The organism is Caulobacter sp. 10L414 (assembly GCF_056395525.1).
This window is the reverse complement of record NZ_JBFTJR010000023.1, coordinates 1-15,623: the sequence shown is the minus strand read 5'-3', so window position 1 is coordinate 15,623 and position 15,623 is coordinate 1. Positions and strand designations below refer to the sequence as shown.

The following is a 15,623-nucleotide window of genomic DNA, read 5'->3' as shown; positions in this document are numbered from 1 at the left end:
CGCATGGAAGCCCAACTTGATCGAGCGATATGGATGGTCTGATCTGCTGGCCGAGGCTTTCAAGCCTCATGAGCGCGCGGGTCATGCGGTTGGTCGCGTCGTCGTCCAGCAGCGGAACGGCTATCTGGCGGTCACGCCCGAGGGCGAGGTGCGCGCCAAGCTTTCCGGCCGCCTGCGCCATGAGGCCAAGGAGGCCGGCCACCCGGCGGTGGGCGACTGGGTGGCGCTGTCGGTGAACCAGGCCGAACGCACCGCGACCATCCAGGCCGTCCTGCCGCGCCGCACCGCCCTGGTCCGCCGGGCCGCCGACAGCGTGCAGACCCCGCAGGTGGTCGCCGCCAATGTCGATCTGGCCTTCATCGTCACCTCGATGAACGGCGACCTCAATCCGCGCCGCATCGAACGCTACCTGGCCGCCGCCTGGCAGAGCGGCGCGCGCCCCGTGGTCGTGCTGACCAAGTCGGACATCTGCGCCGAGGCGGCGTCGCTCGCCGCCGAGGTCGAGGCCCTGGCCGCCGGCTGCCCGGTCGTCATCGTGTCGGCGCGCGAGAGGCTGGGCCTGGACGCCCTGCTGGCCCACCTGGCCCCCGGCGAGACCTGCGTCCTGCTCGGCTCTTCCGGGGTCGGCAAGTCCACCCTGGTCAATACGCTGCTGGGCGAGCAGCGCATGGCCACCCAGGACATCCGCGAGGCCGATGACCGCGGTCGCCACACCACCAGCCACCGGGAGCTGGCGCTGCTGCCCGGCGGCGGCCTGATCATCGACACGCCCGGCGTGCGCGAGGTGGGGCTGGTCGAAGCCGACGAGGGCGTGAACCAGGTGTTCGACGACATCGAGCGGCTGGCGGAGACCTGCAAGTTCGGCGACTGCAGCCACACGGGCGAACCCGGCTGCGCGGTGCAGGGCGCCATCCAGAGCGGCGAGCTCGACCCCAAGCGCTGGGAGCACTTCCGCAAGCTCGCCCAGGAGCTGGCCGCGGTCGAGGACAAGGCGGCCCGGGCCTTCAAGGACGCCGAGCGCCGTCGCCTGGGCAAGGCCCAGAAGACCTATCGCACCGCCAGAAAGGACGCCCGCGGGGGCGCTTGAGGCCGGACCTGGCTTTCGCTAGCGGCCGCCCTCGACGGATGGACTTTCAAAATATGGCCGCTCTTCCTGGCGAATGGGATTAGGAGAGGGGGTCAACACCTTCGAGAGATGACCCATGCCGGCCTTCACCATCGTCACCACCAGCGCGACCCAAGGCAGCGATTCAGCGGAGGTGAACACCCTGACGGACGAGTTCTCCAACGAGAGCGAAGCCCTGGGTTACGCCCGCCGCATGGCCGACGAGATGCTTGATCTCGCCAGCCAGCTGTCGCTGGACTTCGACTACACCAATGTCGGCCTCTACGAGGGCGATCTGCTCGACGAGGATCTCGACCCGGCCCACGCCGCCTTCAAGGGCGCCTGGGTGCTGGACGAGGAGGGCGCCTCGTTCGTTCCCGCCGACGAGTTCCGCGACGGGATCGCCCAAGCCGAGGCCTGATCTGGCCCGAGCCTGATCTGAACGACAGGACTGGGGAGCCGGGCGCTCCTCAGTCCACGTACTGCTCGCTGACCGCCCCATCCAGCCGCCGCACCCGCGCCGCGGCCAGCACCTGCGGCTCCATCAGCCGCGCGTTGATGCCGATCTTGTCGCGCCCCGGGTCGTTGGAGCTCCAGTGGGTGACGCAGCCGCAGGCCCGGCAGCGGTGGAAGGCGATCGAGCGGTCGTCCCACTCGTAGGTGTCGGTCGGTCCGTCCTCGGCGCGGCGCACGGCGGCCAGCGGATAATAGGCCCACAGCACCCCGTAGCGTCGGCAGATCGAGCAGTTGCACTGCGTCACCTCGGTCGGCGCGGTCTCGATCGCAAAACCCACGGCCCCGCAGTGGCAGCTGGTGCGGATCATCTGGCTGTTCTCCAAAAGAAAAGGCCCGGAGCTTGCGCCCCGGGCCGATCCCAAAGTGCCTCAGGCCTTTCGGCTTAGCACTTGTAGTACATCTCGAATTCGACCGGGTGCGGGTGCAGTTGCAGACGCATCACTTCTTCCATCTTCAGCTCGATGTAGCTGTCGATGAAGTCGTCGTCCATGACGCCGCCGGCCTTCAGGAAGGCGCGGTCCTTGTCCAGGTTTTCCAGGGCTTCGCGCAGCGAGCCGCAGACTTCCGGGATCTTCTTCTGCTCGCGGGGCGGCAGGTCGTAGAGGTTCTTGTCGGCGGCCGCGCCCGGATCGATCTTGTTGATGATGCCGTCCAGGCCGGCCATCAGCAGGGCGACGAAGGTCAGGTAGGGGTTGCCCATCGGGTCCGGGAAGCGGGCTTCGATGCGCTTGGCCTTCGGCGAGTCGACGTGCGGGATGCGGATCGAGGCCGAGCGGTTGCGCGAGCTGTAGGCCAGCTTCACCGGGGCTTCGTAGCCCGGCACCAGGCGCTTGTAGCTGTTGGTGGTCGAGTTCGAGAAGGCGTTGATGGCCTTGGCGTGCTTGATGATGCCGCCGATGTACCACAGGCATTCCTGGCTCAGACCGGCGTACTTGTCGCCGGCGAACAGCGGCTTGCCGTCCTGCCAGATCGACTGGTGCACGTGCATGCCCGAGCCGTTGTCGCCGAACATCGGCTTGGCCATGAAGGTGGCGGTCTTGCCGTAGGCGTGGGCCACGTTGTGGATCACGTACTTGTACAGCTGCATGCGGTCGGCCATGGTGACCATGGTGTCGAACTTCAGGCCGAGTTCGTGCTGGGCCGGCGCCACTTCGTGGTGGTGCTTTTCCGGCTTCATGCCGAGCTCGCCCATGACGGCCAGCATTTCGCCGCGCAGATCCTGGGCCGAGTCGACCGGGTTCACCGGGAAGTAGCCGCCCTTGGGGCCCGGGCGGTGGCCCATGTTGCCTTCCGGATAGGCCTTGCCCGAGTTCACCGGCAGTTCGGTGGAGTCGTACGAGTAGCCGGTGTCGTGCGGGGCGGTCGACCAGCGCACGTCGTCGAAGATGAAGAATTCGGCTTCCGGGCCGAAGTAGACGGTGTCGCCCACGCCGGCCGACTTGACGTAGTTCAGCGCGGCCTTGGCGATCGAGCGCGGGTCACGGTTGTAGGGGGTGCCGTCGTCCGGGTTCACGACGTCGCAGAACAGCGCCAGGGTGGTCTGCTGGTAGAACGGGTCGATGATGGCCGAGGTCAGGTCCGGACGCAGCTTCATGTCCGACTCGTTGATGGCCTTCCAGCCGGCGATCGACGAGCCGTCGAACATGGTGCCGTCGTTCAGGAACTCGTCGTCGACCAGGTCGATGTCGAAGGTGACGTGCTGCAGCTTGCCGCGAACGTCCGTGAAGCGGACGTCGACGTACTTCACGTCCTTTTCCTTGATCAGGTCCAGGATTTCCTTGGCGGTGCTCATTGATATCCCCTTTGAGCGAGAAAGTCTGAGAGGAGGCGGCCGTGGTTCAGACGGCGGACGGACCGGTTTCACCGGTCCGGATGCGGACGACTTCGGTGATCTCCGAGACGAAGATCTTGCCGTCGCCGATGCGGCCCGTGCGGGCGGCGTTGGTGATCGCCTCAAGGGCGGCGTCGAGCTGGCCGTCCTCGACGACGACCTCGACCTTGATCTTGGGCAGGAAGTCCACGACGTACTCGGCGCCGCGATAGAGCTCGGTGTGGCCCTTTTGGCGCCCGTAGCCCTTGGCTTCCAGAACGGTCATCCCTTGGACGCCCATGTCCTGGAGCGCCTCTTTGACCTCATCCAGCTTGAACGGCTTGATGACGGCTTCGATCTTTTTCATCGGTCTCTTCCGCGCCCGACGGCGCATGGCCTCTGACTTTGAGCGGCAAGGATCACGCCGCCCGGAGCGCTACAAGCCGGGGTTCCAGCGATTGTCGCGGTTCGGACGTGCATTCAGGCATATGAGTGAGTCTTGAGCTTTGTTTGATCGAAAAATATGCATTTCGGAATTGTGGCCGGAAACGGCCTTGTCGCGCCCCGATAGCCGCCTAGGATCGCGAAAACGATCGTTTGAACGGGGGTGAACATGCGCAACGAGACGCCGGTTTTGATCGGCGCGGGCCAGTTCACATTTCGCGGTCCTGCTGAAAATTCGCCTTCGCCGCTGGAATTGCTGAAGATTGCGGCGAAACGCGCTGTCGCCGACGCGGGGCTGCAGGGGACGGTTCTTGCGCAATTGGACGCTCTGGCGGTCGTAGCGTTCAGCATCGACGCCCCGGGCGGTCTTTCGAAACTGCCGCTTCCCCGCCTGTCGGATCCGCCGGCCAGCCTGGCGCGGGCGATCGGGGCGCATCCGGCCTGGTCGGTCTACACCGAGACCGGCGGCAACAGCCCCCAGCAGGCGATCAACGTCCTGGCCGAGCGCATAGCCCGCGGCGAGTCGCGGCTGGGCATGGTCACGGGCACCGAATTCCTCGGCTCGCTGATGAAGCGGATGAAGAACGGCCTGGGCTTCGAGGGCTGGGCCGACGACATCGACAGCGCGCCGATGCGCATCGGCGATCCGCGCCCGGGCGTCACCCGGCAGGAGGCCGTCCACGGCCTGGGCTATCCGGTCAACACCTATCCCCTGTTCGAGAACGCGCTGCGGGCCCGCGACGGCCGCGGCCTCGCCGACCACCAGGCCAGGCTCGGGGCGCTGTTCTCGCCGTTCACGAAGGTCGCCGCCGCCGATCCCGAGGCCTGGTTCCCGGTCGAGCGTTCGCCAGAGGAACTGGTCACAGTGACCGAGCGCAACCGCATGGTCGGCTATCCTTACCCCAAGTACCTCAACGCCATCATGGAGGTGGACCAGTCGGCCGCGGTGCTGGTGGCCAGCGTCGGCATGGCGCGCGAACTGGGCGTGCCGCAGGACCGCTGGGTGTTCCTGCACGGCTGCGCCGACGCCGCCGACCTCTGGTACCCGCTGCAGCGCCAGGACTTCCACTCCAGCCCGGCCATCCGCCTCACCGGCAAGCGGGCGCTGGACATGGCCGGGATCGATCTGGCCGACCTCGACGTGATCGACCTCTATTCCTGCTTCCCGTCGGCGGTGCAGGTGGCGGCCGAGGAACTGGGCCTGGCCCTCGACGATCCGCGCGGCCTCACCGTCACCGGCGGCCTGCCTTATTTCGGCGGGCCGGGAAACAACTACAGCCTTCACGCCGTGGCGCGCCTGATGGAGCGGTTGCGCGCGCGGCCGGGCGCCTGGGGTCTGTCGACCGCCAACGGCTGGTTCCTGACCAAGCAGTCGGTCGGCGTCTACTCCACGCGTCCGGTCGAAGGGGAGTGGCGGCGCGAGGATCCGGCCGTGATCCAGAAAGAGATCGACGCCCTGCCGCATCCGCCGATCGCCGAGGCGCCGCAAGGTCGCGCCGTCATCGAGACCTACACCGTCGTCCATGCCCGCCAGGGGCCGCGGATGGGCGTCGTCATCGGCCGCACGCCGGACGGCGCGCGGTTCGTGGCCAATACGCCGGACGATGCGGCGACCCTTGCCGATCTCGAAAGTCGCGAAGGCGTCGGGCGGACGGGCGTGGTCGGCCCCGACCCCGACGGGGTCCGCAACCTGTTCACGCCGGACGCCGCCTGATGGGCAGGGTTCATGTCATCCGACACGGCAAGCCGGCCTCGACCTGGGGCGGCGATGACGAGGATCCTGGCCTGGACGCCGCCGGCCAGGAGCAGGCGAGGGCGGTCGCCGCCGTTCTGGCGGCCCTGCCGGAAGAAGAGCGTCCCCGGCGGGTGATCTCCTCGCCGCTGCGGCGGTGCCGCGAGACCGCCGCGCCGCTGGCCGCGATCCTGGGCGTGTCGGTCGAGATCGAGCCGGCCGTCGGCGAGATCCCGACCCCCATCGCGCTGACGCCGCAGGAGCGTCCGGCCTGGCTCAGGCAGGCCTTCGCCGGCGACTGGGCCGATATCCAGGGCGACCGCGACTATCTGGCCTGGACGGCGCAGGTCGCCGGCGCGTTGGCGCGATACGAGGGATGCGCCGTCTTCAGCCACTTCGTCGCGCTGAACGCCGCGGTCTCGGCCGCCGAGGGAACAGCGGCGGTGATGGCCTTCCGGCCGGACCATGTCAGCGTCACGGTCTTCGAAGTCGTCGACAACCGCCTGCGGCTGGTCGAGAAAGGCAAGGAAGCCTCCACCGGCGTTCTTTGATGGAGCCGCCCATGTCGCCCTCCGGCCCCCGCCAGGTCATGACCGTCAGCGAGATGAGGTCGGCCGATGCGGCGGCGGTGGCGGCGGGTGCGCCGGCGACCACCCTGATGGAGCGGGCCGGCAAGGGCGCGGCCGAGGCGATCCGCGCGCGCTGGACGCGTCGTCCCGTAGTGATCTGGTGCGGTCCCGGCGACAACGGCGGCGACGGCTACGTCATCGCCCGCCATCTGAAGCGGCGTGGCTGGCCGGTGCGGGTCGAGGCCCTGGCGCCGCCGGCCTCGGCCTCCTGCCGCTGGGCGGCCGAGCGCTGGCGCGGCGAGGTTCATCCCCTGAACCCGGCTGTCTCGCCGGGCGAACTCTATGTCGACGCCCTGTTCGGCGCGGGGCTGTCGCGGCCGCTGGAAGGGCTGGCCGAAGAACTGGCGCACGCGGCGCGAGAGCTGTCGTCCCGCATCGTCGCCATCGACACCCCCAGCGGCGTCCACGGCGACACCGGCGAGCCGCTGGGCGGCGAGGCTTTCGCCGCGGCGCTCACCGTCACCTTCCATCGCCGCAAGCCCGCACATGTGCTGGCCCCGGGCCGCGCGGCCTGCGGCGAGGTCGAGGTGGTCGACATCGGTCTTTCCGAGACCGGCGCAGGCGACCTCGTGGAGAACGACCCCAGCCTCTGGGGCGCGCGTTTTCCCTGGCCCTCCGAGACGGCGCACAAGCATGCCCGGGGGCGGCTGGTGGTGGTCAGCGGCGAGGCCTGGAGCACGGGCGCGGCCCGCCTGTCGGCGCGGGCGGGACTGCGGATCGGGGCGGGCGTGGTGACCCTTCTGTCGCCGCTGGGCGCTCTGGCGGTCAACGCCGCCCATCTCGAGGCCGTCATGCTGGCGCCGTTCGAGACCGACGCCGATCTCGCCGTCCTGGCCGATCGCGCCGCCGCCGCCGTGATCGGCCCGGCCGCCGGCGTGGGCGAGGCGACGGCGCGCAACCTCACCGCCCTGGCCGGCACCGGGGCTGCCCTGGTGGTCGACGCCGACGCCCTGACCAGCTTCGCCCACGCGCCCGACGAGCTTTTCGCCCGTCTGGACCGCGACGACGTGATGACCCCGCATGCGGGCGAGTTCGGGCGCCTGTTTCCCGGCCTGCTGAAACGCTCGCCCGAGCGCATCGCCGCCGCCCGGGAGGCCGCGCGGCTGGCCGGCGCGATCGTGCTGCTGAAGGGCCCCGATACGGTGATCGCCGCGCCTGACGGTCGCACGGCCGTCAACCTCAACGGCTCGCCCTGGCTCGCCACGGCCGGCTCGGGCGATGTGCTGGCGGGCTTCATCGCGGGCCTCGCCGCCCAGGGCATGGACAGCTTCGACGCCGCCTGCGCCGGGGCCTGGATCCACGCCGAATGCGCGGCCGCGCACGGACCGGGTCTGATCGCCGAGGACCTGCCGGGCCTGGCGCCGATGGTGCTCAAGCGGCTGTGGGATTCGTCCGGAAAGCCTCTCCCTTAGGAAAAGGCGGTCCGACTACGCCCCGATCGCTTCCAGCTCGAACGGCGTGGTCTGGTAGACCTCGTTCAGCCAGTTGCCGAACAGCAGGTGGGCATGGCTGCGCCAGCGGTTGCGCGGCGCGCGGGTCGGGTCGTTCGCCGGGAAATAGTGGGCCGGCGGCGGCGTGGTGGGGTCGATCAGGCGATCGCGGGCGTATTCGGCCGCCAGGGTGCCGGTCTCGTATTCTGGATGGTTGAACATGTAGAGCCAGCGGCGGCGGGCGTCCTCCAGCAGGCACAGGCCCGATTCCTCCGAATCGAGCAGCACCCGCAGCGAGCCGTCGGCGGGCAGGTCCTCGGGCCTCACCTCGGTCCAGCGCGACACCGGAATGTCGATCTCGTCGGCCAGGCCCCGCAGGTAGGGCGAGGCCGGCGCCAGGTTGGCGTGCGGGAACACGCCCGAGCGCTTGGCCGACAGCACGTGCTTGGGCACGCCGTGGAAGTGCCTCACCCCGGCCTGCGCGCCCCAGCAGACGGCCAGGCCGGCGTGGACGTGGGTCTGCGCCCAGTCGAAGATGCTGGTCAGCTCGTCCCAGTAGCCGACCTCCTCGAACGGCAGGGTCTCGACCGGCGCGCCGGTGACGATCAGGCCGTCGAAGCGCTCGCGCCGCACCTCTTCCCAGGTGCGGTAGAAGGCCAGCATGTGCTCGGCCGAGGTGGTCTTGGGCGAGTGGCTGGACAGCTGGATCAGCGACAGCTCGATCTGCAGCGGGCTGGCGCCCAGCAGGCGCGCGAACTGGCGCTCGGTGCTGGGCTTGTCGGGCATCAGGTTCAGCAGGCCGATGCGAAGGGGGCGGATGTCCTGGCGGGCGGCGTCGGTGTCGGCCATCAGCGACAGGCCCTCGGCTTCCAGCGAGGCGCGGGCCGGCAGGTTGTCGGGAATCTTGATGGGCATGGGCAGCGTCCGTCCGTCGAAAAACCAAGACTCGTGACGGCTCTAGGGGTCACCCGTTTCGTTGCCGTCGCGGCCGCATCCCCCCGACGGGGCGCCACCTTGCTCGGGAAGCAGGTTGGCGTTGGGCGAGCCCAACTCTTGATGCAGGCTTGGCTTTAAAGGCCCGGTCGCGCGACCGCAAGGGGACGCGACGTCGCGCTCGCGCAGCGGACAGGCGAGGGGAGAGGGGATCAGGCTTCCAGGCGGTGGAGGACGATCTCGGCGCGAACGCCCTCGTCGAACAGCCGGCTGCCGTAGTCGAGCGCGGCCTGGAACGATCGCTGCTCCAGGGAATGGGTGAACACCACCTGATGGTCGCAGGTGACTTCCCACCCGGCCTCGGTCTGGTTGACCTCGATCGTCCGCATACGCTGTTCTCCTACGCCATGGCGCAGTTAACCGTCGCTGATGCGGAATGGTTGCGTGCGAATCCACCAAAGTTCAAGCGTGACCGAATGGCGCGCCTGACCTGATCCGTAAGGAGAGGGAAAACCGGCCCGGGCGTCAGTCGGGGGGGCAAGGCCCGGGCCGGTCAATGTCTCGTGGCGTTACGCTCGACGGGACACGGAGAAAACGACGTCGTTCGAATGCAGTTCCGCAATTGTGAAAATTCTTCGCGGAGACTTCAAATCTCTTGCGACGACGGCTAAGGCTCGCCCCCACGCGGATGTGGCGGAACTGGTAGACGCACTGGATTTAGGTTCCAGCGCCGAGAGGCGTGGAGGTTCGAGTCCTCTCATCCGCACCATGTCGCCGCGCGCAGCGTTTTGCGCGCGGCGACGCCATACCCTTTGATCGACGCGAAGTGTCGTGACATAAGGGCGCTCTTTCGCCGCCCCCGGTGACGTGGGCGGCTATGATTTTTTTGACCCCTGGGGCGGACGACGGGCGCGGGCGCCCGGATCCGAGAAGCTAAGAATGTCGATGCAGATCGTTGAAAAGTCGGGCGAAGGCCTCAGCCGGGTTTACGGCGTTACGGTGCCCGCGAGTGAGCTGGCTACGCGTCTCGAGGCTCGTATCGCCGAAGTCGCGCCCCAGATGAACGTCAAGGGCTTCCGTCCGGGCAAGGTGCCGGCCGCGCACGTGCGCCGCCTGTACGGCAAGGGCCTGATGGGCGAAGTCATCGAGCAGGCGCTCAACGAGACCACCCAGAAGATCCTGGACGACAACAAGCTGCGTCCGGCCGGCCAGCCGGACCTGAAGCCGACGTCCGACATGGACAAGGTCATCGCCGGCGGCGAAGACTTGGCCTTCGAACTGGCCGTCGAGATCATGCCGGAATTCGATCCGATCGACCCGGCCTCGATCGAGCTGGTCAAGCCGGTCTACAAGATCGCCGACTCGGAAGTCGACGAGGCCCTGGCCGAGCTGGCCAAGCAGGCCCGCACCTACGAGCCGCGCAAGGGCAAGAGCCTGAAGGCCAAGGACGGCGACCAGCTGCTGATCGACTTCGTCGGCACCATCGACGGTGTCGCCTTCGCCGGCGGCACGGCCAACGACGCCGAGCTGGTGCTCGGTTCGGGCCAGTTCATCCCGGGCTTCGAAGAGCAACTGGTCGGCGCCAAGCCGGAAGACGTCGTCACCGTGAAGGTGAAGTTCCCGGAGGACTACCAGGCCGCCGAGCTGGCCGGTAAGGACGCCGAGTTCGCCACCACCGTGAAGGAAGTCCGCGCTCCGGTCGACGCCGAAGCCGACGACGAACTGGCCAAGCGCCTGGGCCTGGCCGACCTGGCCGCCCTGAAGGACCTGCTGAAGTCGAACCTGGAAGGCCGCTACGCCAACAGCTCGCGCTTCAAGCTCAAGCGCGCCCTGCTGGACGTGCTGGACAGCAAGCACGACTTCGCCCTGCCGCCGCGCATGGTCGACGCCGAGTTCGCCGGCATCTGGCAACAGGTCCAGGCCGACAAGTCGCAAGGCGGCCTGCCGCCGGAAGACGCCGACAAGACCGAAGAGCAGCTGCAGGACGAGTACAAGAAGATCGCCGAGCGCCGCGTGCGCCTGGGTCTGGTGCTCGCCGAGATCGGCCGCAAGAACGACGTCGTCGTCACCGACCAGGAACTGAACGAAGCGATCGTCCGCGAAGCCCGCCAGTACGGCGCCCAGGCCCAGCAGGTGTTCGACATGTACCGCCAGCGCGCCGACCTGCAGGCCTCGCTGCGCGCCCCGATCTACGAAGACAAGGTCGTCGACCTGATCTTCGCCAAGGCCAAGGTCGAGGAAAAGGAAGTCTCCAAGGAAGAGCTCCTTGAAGAAGACGACCTGCCGGAAGGCTACGGCGGCTAAGCCGTCGTTCCTTCGGGAAACGAACGAGAGGCGCGGATCGCAAGGTCCGCGCCTTTTCTTTTGCGCATTTTCGTTTGGGGCGGGCGCCTTGCAACCTGTTAAGCGCCACGCGATATGCGTCAGGAGCGGCGGCGCGGCGGTGATTCGCGCCCGCAAAGACATTTCGAGAAGGGCGAACCCCACATGATGTACGATCCGGTCGAGACGGCGATGAACCTGGTGCCGATGGTGGTCGAGCAGACCAGCCGCGGTGAGCGCGCCTTCGACATCTTCTCGCGCCTGCTCAAGGAGCGGATCATCTTCCTGACCGGTCCGGTCGAGGATGGCATGGCTTCGCTGATCTGCGCCCAGCTGCTCTTCCTGGAGTCGGAGAACCCCAAGAAGGAAATCGCCATGTACATCAACTCGCCGGGCGGCGTGGTGACCTCGGGCCTGGCGATCTACGACACCATGCAATACATCAAGAGCCCGGTGACGACGGTGTGCATGGGCATGGCCGCCTCGATGGGCAGCCTGCTGCTCTGCGCCGGCGCCGCCGGCCAGCGCATCGCGCTGCCGAACGCCCGCATCATGGTCCACCAGCCGTCGGGCGGCTTCCGCGGCCAGGCCTCGGACATCATGCGCCACGCCGAGGACATCTCGAAGACCAAGCGTCGCCTGAACGAGATCTACGTCAAGCACTGCGGCCGCACCTATGACGAAGTCGAGCGCGACCTGGACCGCGACAACTTCATGAGCGCCGAGGAAGCCAAGGCCTGGGGTCTGATCGACCACATCAACGAGAGCCGCGAAGCCTCGGAAGCCGGCGCGTAAGCGCAAGCACCGTCGAGATGATTGGGCCGCCGGTCATGCGACCGGCGGCCTTTTTTCGTGCGTGTTGCGCGGCGTTCCGGTTCGACCTAGGGTGGCGCTCTCGGGGGGCGATCATGCGAAATCGAGCCAAGGCATTTGCCGTCGTTATCGCGTCGGCCGTGCTGCTGGCGGCTGCGCCGGCCCAGGCGCAGTGCTCGATGTTCTGCCCCAACGGCGCTGGGGCGGGCGATGCCCTGATCACCGAATTCTCGACGGTCCAGCGCGCCCAGGCCGGGTGCAAGGGCGATGAGGTGGTCTGGGTCCAGAACAAGCGCGTCTATCACAAGGCCGGCTGGAAGAAGTTCGGCAAGACGCCCGGCGGCAGCTACATCTGCAAGGCCTCGGCCGACAAGGTGAAGCTCAAGCCGGCCAACCTGTTCCAGCGCTTCCTGTAGCGTTCGCGGCCCGGCCGCAAAACACCGCGCCCTTTATGGCCGAGTTTGGCCTGGCGGCGGGGAGAGGCGAAACAAACCGGCCCCAGATCGGCCGGGCGGGGCGGCGACAACGGATCCCATGACGATCCTCACGCTCCGGAGCCCGGCCATGACCCCGCGTCGCCGCCTTTCGCTGTTCTCGGCCCTCGCGGCCTTCCTGTCCCTGGCCGGCGCGGCCGCCAACGCCCAGGGCCTGGCCGATCCGGTCCCGCGCCATGGGATCGCCACCCTGCGGGTCGGGGTCAGCCCCGAACAGGTGCAGCAGATCGTCTCCGATCGGCTGCTGCAGGACGGCGTGACGGCGGGCCTGGCCACCCTGCGCCAGAACCTGGCCCTGACCCCGGCCCAGCAGGAGCGCTGGCGCGACTTCATCCTGGCCTCCAGCGCCCGCCCGGCCGGCGTCGTCCTGGCCGTCGCCGCGCCGCAGGACGAGACGCCCCTGGCCCAGGCCCGTGCGGGCCTGGCCCTGCAGCGCGAGCAGCTGATCGTCGAACAGCGCCGGGTGAAGGCGATGGGGCGTTTCTACAAGACCCTCGACGCCGATCAGCGCGCGGTCTTCGACCAGGCCTATTCGGCGATCGGCAGCCTGTCGGTGAGCACCCAGGCGCCGGGCCTGGCCGTGGCCGGCGCCAGCGTGGAGTAGGGATCAGGATCTCCCCGGAGGGGAGGGGGCCGTCAGACCGGCTTGCCCTTGAAGATCCGGTAGCCGCGCTCCTGGGCGATGGCCAGCATCTCGGTGTCGCCCGAGGTGTCGCCATAGGCGGCGGCCAGCTTCACGCGCTCGCCGAAGGTCTCGCGCAGGCGCACCACCTTCTCGGGGCCGCGGCAGTTGGGGCCCGAAAGGCCGCCGGTCACCTTGCCGTTCAGGTCGTAGGCCAGCTTGGTGCCGATCAGCAGGTCGGCGCCGATGCCGCGGGCGAACGGGGCCACCACCGTGTCGGGCGAGGCGGTGACGATCACCATCCTGGCGCCCTGGGCCCGCCAGCGGCGCCACACCGCCAGGGCGTCGGGGCGGAACAGGCTCTGGGCGTGAGTCTCGGCGAAGGTGCGGGCCTGGGCCTCGAGGCGCTCCTGGGGCACGCCCTTCAGAAACTCGCGGATGGCCGCGGCCTTGATGCGGCCGCGATMGCGGTGGAACAGGTAGGAGAGGGCGGCCGGCGCCAGGCGGATCATGCCCATCGTCCAGCGGCCGCTGCTGACGCGCCACTTCAGGAAGGCGGTGAAGCTGTCGCGCACGGTCAGGGTGCCGTCGAAGTCGAAGGCCACCAGAGGTGGGCTCGCTTCGGTGTGCGTCGGGGCGTGAGCGTCTTCCGACGCTTCGTGAATCTCGGCCATCTCGTCTCCGCCCACCGGGCGAACTCCTTCTTGCGGCGCCGCTTGCAGCACGATTCCGGTCGCTTACAGAAAGATTAGAGCCTGCGGCGATGTTCCGCAGCCCACCGATCGCTTGCTTTGGCCTACAGTCGTCCCATCTAGGGATGGAATCCCATGGTCAGAACCGAAACATCCACGAACTTGGCGCCGGAAACGGGCTCCAAGGCTTGTGCCGCGCGTTCGGATCGGGGAATGTCAAGGATTAGACAACTCCCGTTGGGTATCCTGTTGCTTCGGTGGCGGGATACGCGTTGGGAGTCGGCGGTAGCGGCTTTCGCCGTATCCGCCCTAGCGTGAGAAGCGACCATGACGAAAGCCGCCAGCGGCGACGCCAAGAGCACCCTGTACTGTTCTTTCTGCGGAAAGAGCCAACATGAAGTGCGCAAGCTCATCGCCGGACCCACCGTGTTCATCTGCGATGAATGCGTCGAGCTTTGCATGGATATCATCCGTGAAGAGCACAAGATCGCCTTCGTGAAGTCCAAGGACGGCGTTCCGACGCCGCGCGAGATCTGCGAAGTCCTGGACGACTACGTGATCGGTCAAGGTCACGCCAAGAAGGTGCTCGCGGTCGCGGTGCACAACCACTACAAGCGCCTGAACCACGCCTCGAAGAACAACGACGTGGAACTGGCCAAGTCGAACATCCTTCTGGTCGGTCCGACCGGTACGGGTAAGACCCTGCTGGCCCAGACGCTGGCCCGAATCATCGACGTGCCGTTCACGATGGCCGACGCCACCACCCTGACCGAAGCCGGTTACGTGGGCGAAGACGTCGAAAACATCGTGCTCAAGCTGCTGCAAGCCGCCGACTACAACGTCGAGCGCGCCCAGCGCGGCATCGTCTACATCGACGAAATCGACAAGATCAGCCGCAAGTCCGACAACCCGTCGATCACCCGCGACGTGTCGGGCGAAGGCGTGCAGCAGGCCCTGCTGAAGATCATGGAAGGCACCGTCGCCTCCGTGCCGCCGCAAGGCGGGCGCAAGCATCCGCAGCAGGAGTTCCTGCAGGTCGACACGACGAACATCCTGTTCATCTGCGGCGGCGCCTTCGCGGGCCTCGAGCGCATCATCTCGGCCCGCGGCGCGGCCAAGTCGATCGGCTTCGGCGCCAAGGTCGCCGATCCGGAAGACCGTCGCACCGGCGAGATCCTGCGCGGCGTCGAGCCCGACGACCTGCAGCGCTTCGGCCTGATCCCGGAATTCATCGGCCGTCTGCCGGTGATCGCCACCCTGGAAGACCTCGATGAGGCCGCCCTGGTGAAGATCCTGACCGAGCCGAAGAACGCCTTCGTCAAGCAGTACCAGCGCCTGTTCGAGATGGAGAACATCGGCCTGACCTTCACCGAGGACGCCCTGCACCAGGTCGCCAAGAAGGCCATCGCCCGCAAGACCGGCGCCCGCGGCCTGCGCTCGATCATGGAAGGCATCCTGCTGGAGACCATGTTCGAACTGCCCAACTACGAGGGCGTCGAGGAAGTGGTGGTCAACGCCGAGGTCGTCGAAGGCCGGGCCCAGCCGCTGCTGATCTACGCCGAAAAGAAGGGCGGCGCCGCCTCGGCCTAAAAGCCGGCGACGCTTCGCTGAAACCAGAACGGCGGGTCCCCACGGACCCGCCGTTTTTGTTTGCGGTCCAGATCCCCCCTCTGGGGGAGGCAGCCCGAAGGGCCGGAGGGGGGCGTTTTCAGCTTCCCGGACGCATGGGATCGCCCTCCAAACCCTCTCCCGGAGGGGAGAGGGAGGGGCCCAGGCGATAGCCTGGGAGGGTGAGGGGTTRCGCCGCCAACCGGCGTGCCGGCACSCCGTCGACCGTCCCTAACCCCTCAWCCGACCTGCTTCGCAGGCTGCCTTCTCCCTCCAGGGAGAAGGAACAGGAGCCGGACGGGGATARAGCAGCGTGGATCCCCGGCGTTCGCCGAAAAATCCCAAGCCAATCCAACGCCCTACAACTTTCTCAKCCAATTCAATCAGACGSGCWGAAACCCGGGTCATAATCAAAGCCGTCCCCGCCATGGGGAGGGCTCTTGGTACCGGCCCAAGCGTGGCGAGGACCGCAT

16 protein-coding genes, 1 tRNA gene and 1 riboswitch are annotated in these 15,623 nt (G+C 67.8%); of the genes, 11 read left to right on the top strand and 6 right to left on the bottom strand.

Annotated features, from left to right (window positions below; genetic code table 11):
• Positions 1–16: 16 nt before the first annotated feature.
• Positions 17–1,087 carry a ribosome small subunit-dependent GTPase A gene (rsgA, locus tag AC1DCG_RS11175; protein WP_477041486.1) on the top strand — a complete coding sequence of 357 codons (1,071 nt, stop codon included), beginning with the start codon at positions 17–19 and terminating at the stop codon, positions 1,085–1,087.
• Positions 1,088–1,202: 115 nt separating this feature from the next.
• Complete coding sequence (locus AC1DCG_RS11170) at positions 1,203–1,526, top strand: hypothetical protein (RefSeq protein WP_477029123.1); 324 nt, start codon at positions 1,203–1,205, stop codon at positions 1,524–1,526.
• 49 nt (positions 1,527–1,575) lie between these two features.
• Here the strand turns inward: AC1DCG_RS11170 and AC1DCG_RS11165 are convergent, their stop codons facing one another.
• The 3 genes from AC1DCG_RS11165 to AC1DCG_RS11155 all read right to left on the bottom strand — a co-directional run bounded on the left by AC1DCG_RS11165 (position 1,576) and on the right by AC1DCG_RS11155 (position 3,798).
• Complete coding sequence (locus AC1DCG_RS11165; RefSeq protein ID WP_477036698.1) at positions 1,576–1,929, bottom strand: GFA family protein; 354 nt, start codon at positions 1,927–1,929, stop codon at positions 1,576–1,578.
• Between the two features lie 74 nt (positions 1,930–2,003).
• Complete coding sequence (glnA, locus tag AC1DCG_RS11160; RefSeq protein ID WP_165255937.1) at positions 2,004–3,413, bottom strand: type I glutamate--ammonia ligase; 1,410 nt, start codon at positions 3,411–3,413, stop codon at positions 2,004–2,006.
• A 46-nt stretch (positions 3,414–3,459) separates the two neighbouring features.
• Positions 3,460–3,798: a P-II family nitrogen regulator gene (locus tag AC1DCG_RS11155; RefSeq protein WP_116491509.1), complete on the bottom strand. Its 339-nt coding sequence runs from the start codon at positions 3,796–3,798 to the stop codon at positions 3,460–3,462.
• Between the two features lie 246 nt (positions 3,799–4,044).
• Here AC1DCG_RS11155 and AC1DCG_RS11150 point away from each other — a divergent pair, with 246 nt between their 5' ends.
• From AC1DCG_RS11150 to AC1DCG_RS11140, 3 genes are read left to right on the top strand one after another with little or no spacing between them, the layout of a single operon-like run.
• On the top strand, positions 4,045–5,589 hold the full coding sequence (locus AC1DCG_RS11150) for an acetyl-CoA acetyltransferase (RefSeq protein ID WP_477036697.1): 1,545 nt from the start codon (positions 4,045–4,047) through the stop codon (positions 5,587–5,589).
• Positions 5,589–6,158, top strand: coding sequence for a histidine phosphatase family protein (locus AC1DCG_RS11145; RefSeq protein ID WP_477029119.1), 570 nt, complete (start codon positions 5,589–5,591; stop codon positions 6,156–6,158). The genes AC1DCG_RS11150 and AC1DCG_RS11145 overlap by 1 nt, the downstream gene beginning before the upstream one ends.
• 11 nt (positions 6,159–6,169) lie before the next feature.
• Positions 6,170–7,648, top strand: a complete 1,479-nt coding sequence (locus AC1DCG_RS11140) for an NAD(P)H-hydrate dehydratase (protein ID WP_477029118.1) — start codon at positions 6,170–6,172, stop codon at positions 7,646–7,648.
• A 15-nt stretch (positions 7,649–7,663) separates the two neighbouring features.
• Here the strand turns inward: AC1DCG_RS11140 and AC1DCG_RS11135 are convergent, their stop codons facing one another.
• Both AC1DCG_RS11135 and AC1DCG_RS11130 read right to left on the bottom strand, forming a co-directional pair.
• Positions 7,664–8,581, bottom strand: a complete 918-nt coding sequence (locus AC1DCG_RS11135; protein WP_477029117.1) for a homoserine O-succinyltransferase — start codon at positions 8,579–8,581, stop codon at positions 7,664–7,666.
• Between the two features lie 47 nt (positions 8,582–8,628).
• Positions 8,629–8,731: riboswitch (SAM-I-IV-variant riboswitch) on the bottom strand.
• An 80-nt stretch (positions 8,732–8,811) separates the two neighbouring features.
• Positions 8,812–8,988 carry a hypothetical protein gene (locus tag AC1DCG_RS11130; protein WP_477029116.1) on the bottom strand — a complete coding sequence of 59 codons (177 nt, stop codon included), beginning with the start codon at positions 8,986–8,988 and terminating at the stop codon, positions 8,812–8,814.
• Between the two features lie 295 nt (positions 8,989–9,283).
• Here AC1DCG_RS11130 and AC1DCG_RS11125 point away from each other — a divergent pair.
• The 5 genes from AC1DCG_RS11125 to AC1DCG_RS11105 all read left to right on the top strand — a co-directional run bounded on the left by AC1DCG_RS11125 (position 9,284) and on the right by AC1DCG_RS11105 (position 12,832).
• A tRNA-Leu gene (locus AC1DCG_RS11125) sits at positions 9,284–9,368 on the top strand.
• Positions 9,369–9,544: 176 nt separating this feature from the next.
• Positions 9,545–10,903, top strand: coding sequence for a trigger factor (gene tig, locus AC1DCG_RS11120; protein ID WP_276611501.1), 1,359 nt, complete (start codon positions 9,545–9,547; stop codon positions 10,901–10,903).
• A 183-nt stretch (positions 10,904–11,086) separates the two neighbouring features.
• Positions 11,087–11,716 (top strand): ATP-dependent Clp protease proteolytic subunit, encoded by a 630-nt coding sequence (locus AC1DCG_RS11115; RefSeq protein WP_165255918.1) that lies wholly within the window; start codon positions 11,087–11,089, stop codon positions 11,714–11,716.
• A 113-nt stretch (positions 11,717–11,829) separates the two neighbouring features.
• Positions 11,830–12,150 carry a hypothetical protein gene (locus AC1DCG_RS11110; protein WP_477029115.1) on the top strand — a complete coding sequence of 107 codons (321 nt, stop codon included), beginning with the start codon at positions 11,830–11,832 and terminating at the stop codon, positions 12,148–12,150.
• 148 nt (positions 12,151–12,298) lie between these two features.
• Entirely contained in the window at positions 12,299–12,832 is a 534-nt protein-coding gene (locus tag AC1DCG_RS11105) for a Spy/CpxP family protein refolding chaperone (RefSeq protein ID WP_477029114.1), read from the top strand.
• A gap of 32 nt (positions 12,833–12,864) precedes the next feature.
• Here AC1DCG_RS11105 and AC1DCG_RS11100 read toward each other — a convergent pair whose 3' ends face one another.
• Positions 12,865–13,524 carry an HAD-IB family hydrolase gene (locus AC1DCG_RS11100; RefSeq protein ID WP_477041485.1) on the bottom strand — a complete coding sequence of 220 codons (660 nt, stop codon included), beginning with the start codon at positions 13,522–13,524 and terminating at the stop codon, positions 12,865–12,867.
• Between the two features lie 345 nt (positions 13,525–13,869).
• Here AC1DCG_RS11100 and clpX point away from each other — a divergent pair, with 345 nt between their 5' ends.
• The gene (gene clpX / locus AC1DCG_RS11095; protein ID WP_165255910.1) at positions 13,870–15,132 is read left to right on the top strand and encodes an ATP-dependent Clp protease ATP-binding subunit ClpX; all 1,263 of its coding nucleotides are present in this window, start codon (positions 13,870–13,872) and stop codon (positions 15,130–15,132) included.
• The last annotated feature ends 491 nt before the right edge of the window (positions 15,133–15,623 follow it).

Bases quoted from the DNA above. Each gene is read 5' to 3' on its own strand.
- AC1DCG_RS11170 (WP_477029123.1), top strand. From the start codon at position 1,203: ATGCCGGCCTTCACCATCGTCACCACCAGCGCGACCCAAGGCAGCGAT.
- AC1DCG_RS11165 (WP_477036698.1), bottom strand. From the start codon at position 1,929: ATGATCCGCACCAGCTGCCACTGCGGGGCCGTGGGTTTTGCGATCGAG.
- glnA (WP_165255937.1), bottom strand. From the start codon at position 3,413: ATGAGCACCGCCAAGGAAATCCTGGACCTGATCAAGGAAAAGGACGTG.
- AC1DCG_RS11155 (WP_116491509.1), bottom strand. From the start codon at position 3,798: ATGAAAAAGATCGAAGCCGTCATCAAGCCGTTCAAGCTGGATGAGGTC.
- AC1DCG_RS11150 (WP_477036697.1), top strand. From the start codon at position 4,045: ATGCGCAACGAGACGCCGGTTTTGATCGGCGCGGGCCAGTTCACATTT.
- AC1DCG_RS11145 (WP_477029119.1), top strand. From the start codon at position 5,589: ATGGGCAGGGTTCATGTCATCCGACACGGCAAGCCGGCCTCGACCTGG.
- AC1DCG_RS11140 (WP_477029118.1), top strand. From the start codon at position 6,170: ATGTCGCCCTCCGGCCCCCGCCAGGTCATGACCGTCAGCGAGATGAGG.
- AC1DCG_RS11135 (WP_477029117.1), bottom strand. From the start codon at position 8,581: ATGCCCATCAAGATTCCCGACAACCTGCCGGCCCGCGCCTCGCTGGAA.
- AC1DCG_RS11130 (WP_477029116.1), bottom strand. From the start codon at position 8,988: ATGCGGACGATCGAGGTCAACCAGACCGAGGCCGGGTGGGAAGTCACC.
- tig (WP_276611501.1), top strand. From the start codon at position 9,545: ATGCAGATCGTTGAAAAGTCGGGCGAAGGCCTCAGCCGGGTTTACGGC.
- AC1DCG_RS11115 (WP_165255918.1), top strand. From the start codon at position 11,087: ATGATGTACGATCCGGTCGAGACGGCGATGAACCTGGTGCCGATGGTG.
- AC1DCG_RS11110 (WP_477029115.1), top strand. From the start codon at position 11,830: ATGCGAAATCGAGCCAAGGCATTTGCCGTCGTTATCGCGTCGGCCGTG.
- AC1DCG_RS11105 (WP_477029114.1), top strand. From the start codon at position 12,299: ATGACCCCGCGTCGCCGCCTTTCGCTGTTCTCGGCCCTCGCGGCCTTC.
- clpX (WP_165255910.1), top strand. From the start codon at position 13,870: ATGACGAAAGCCGCCAGCGGCGACGCCAAGAGCACCCTGTACTGTTCT.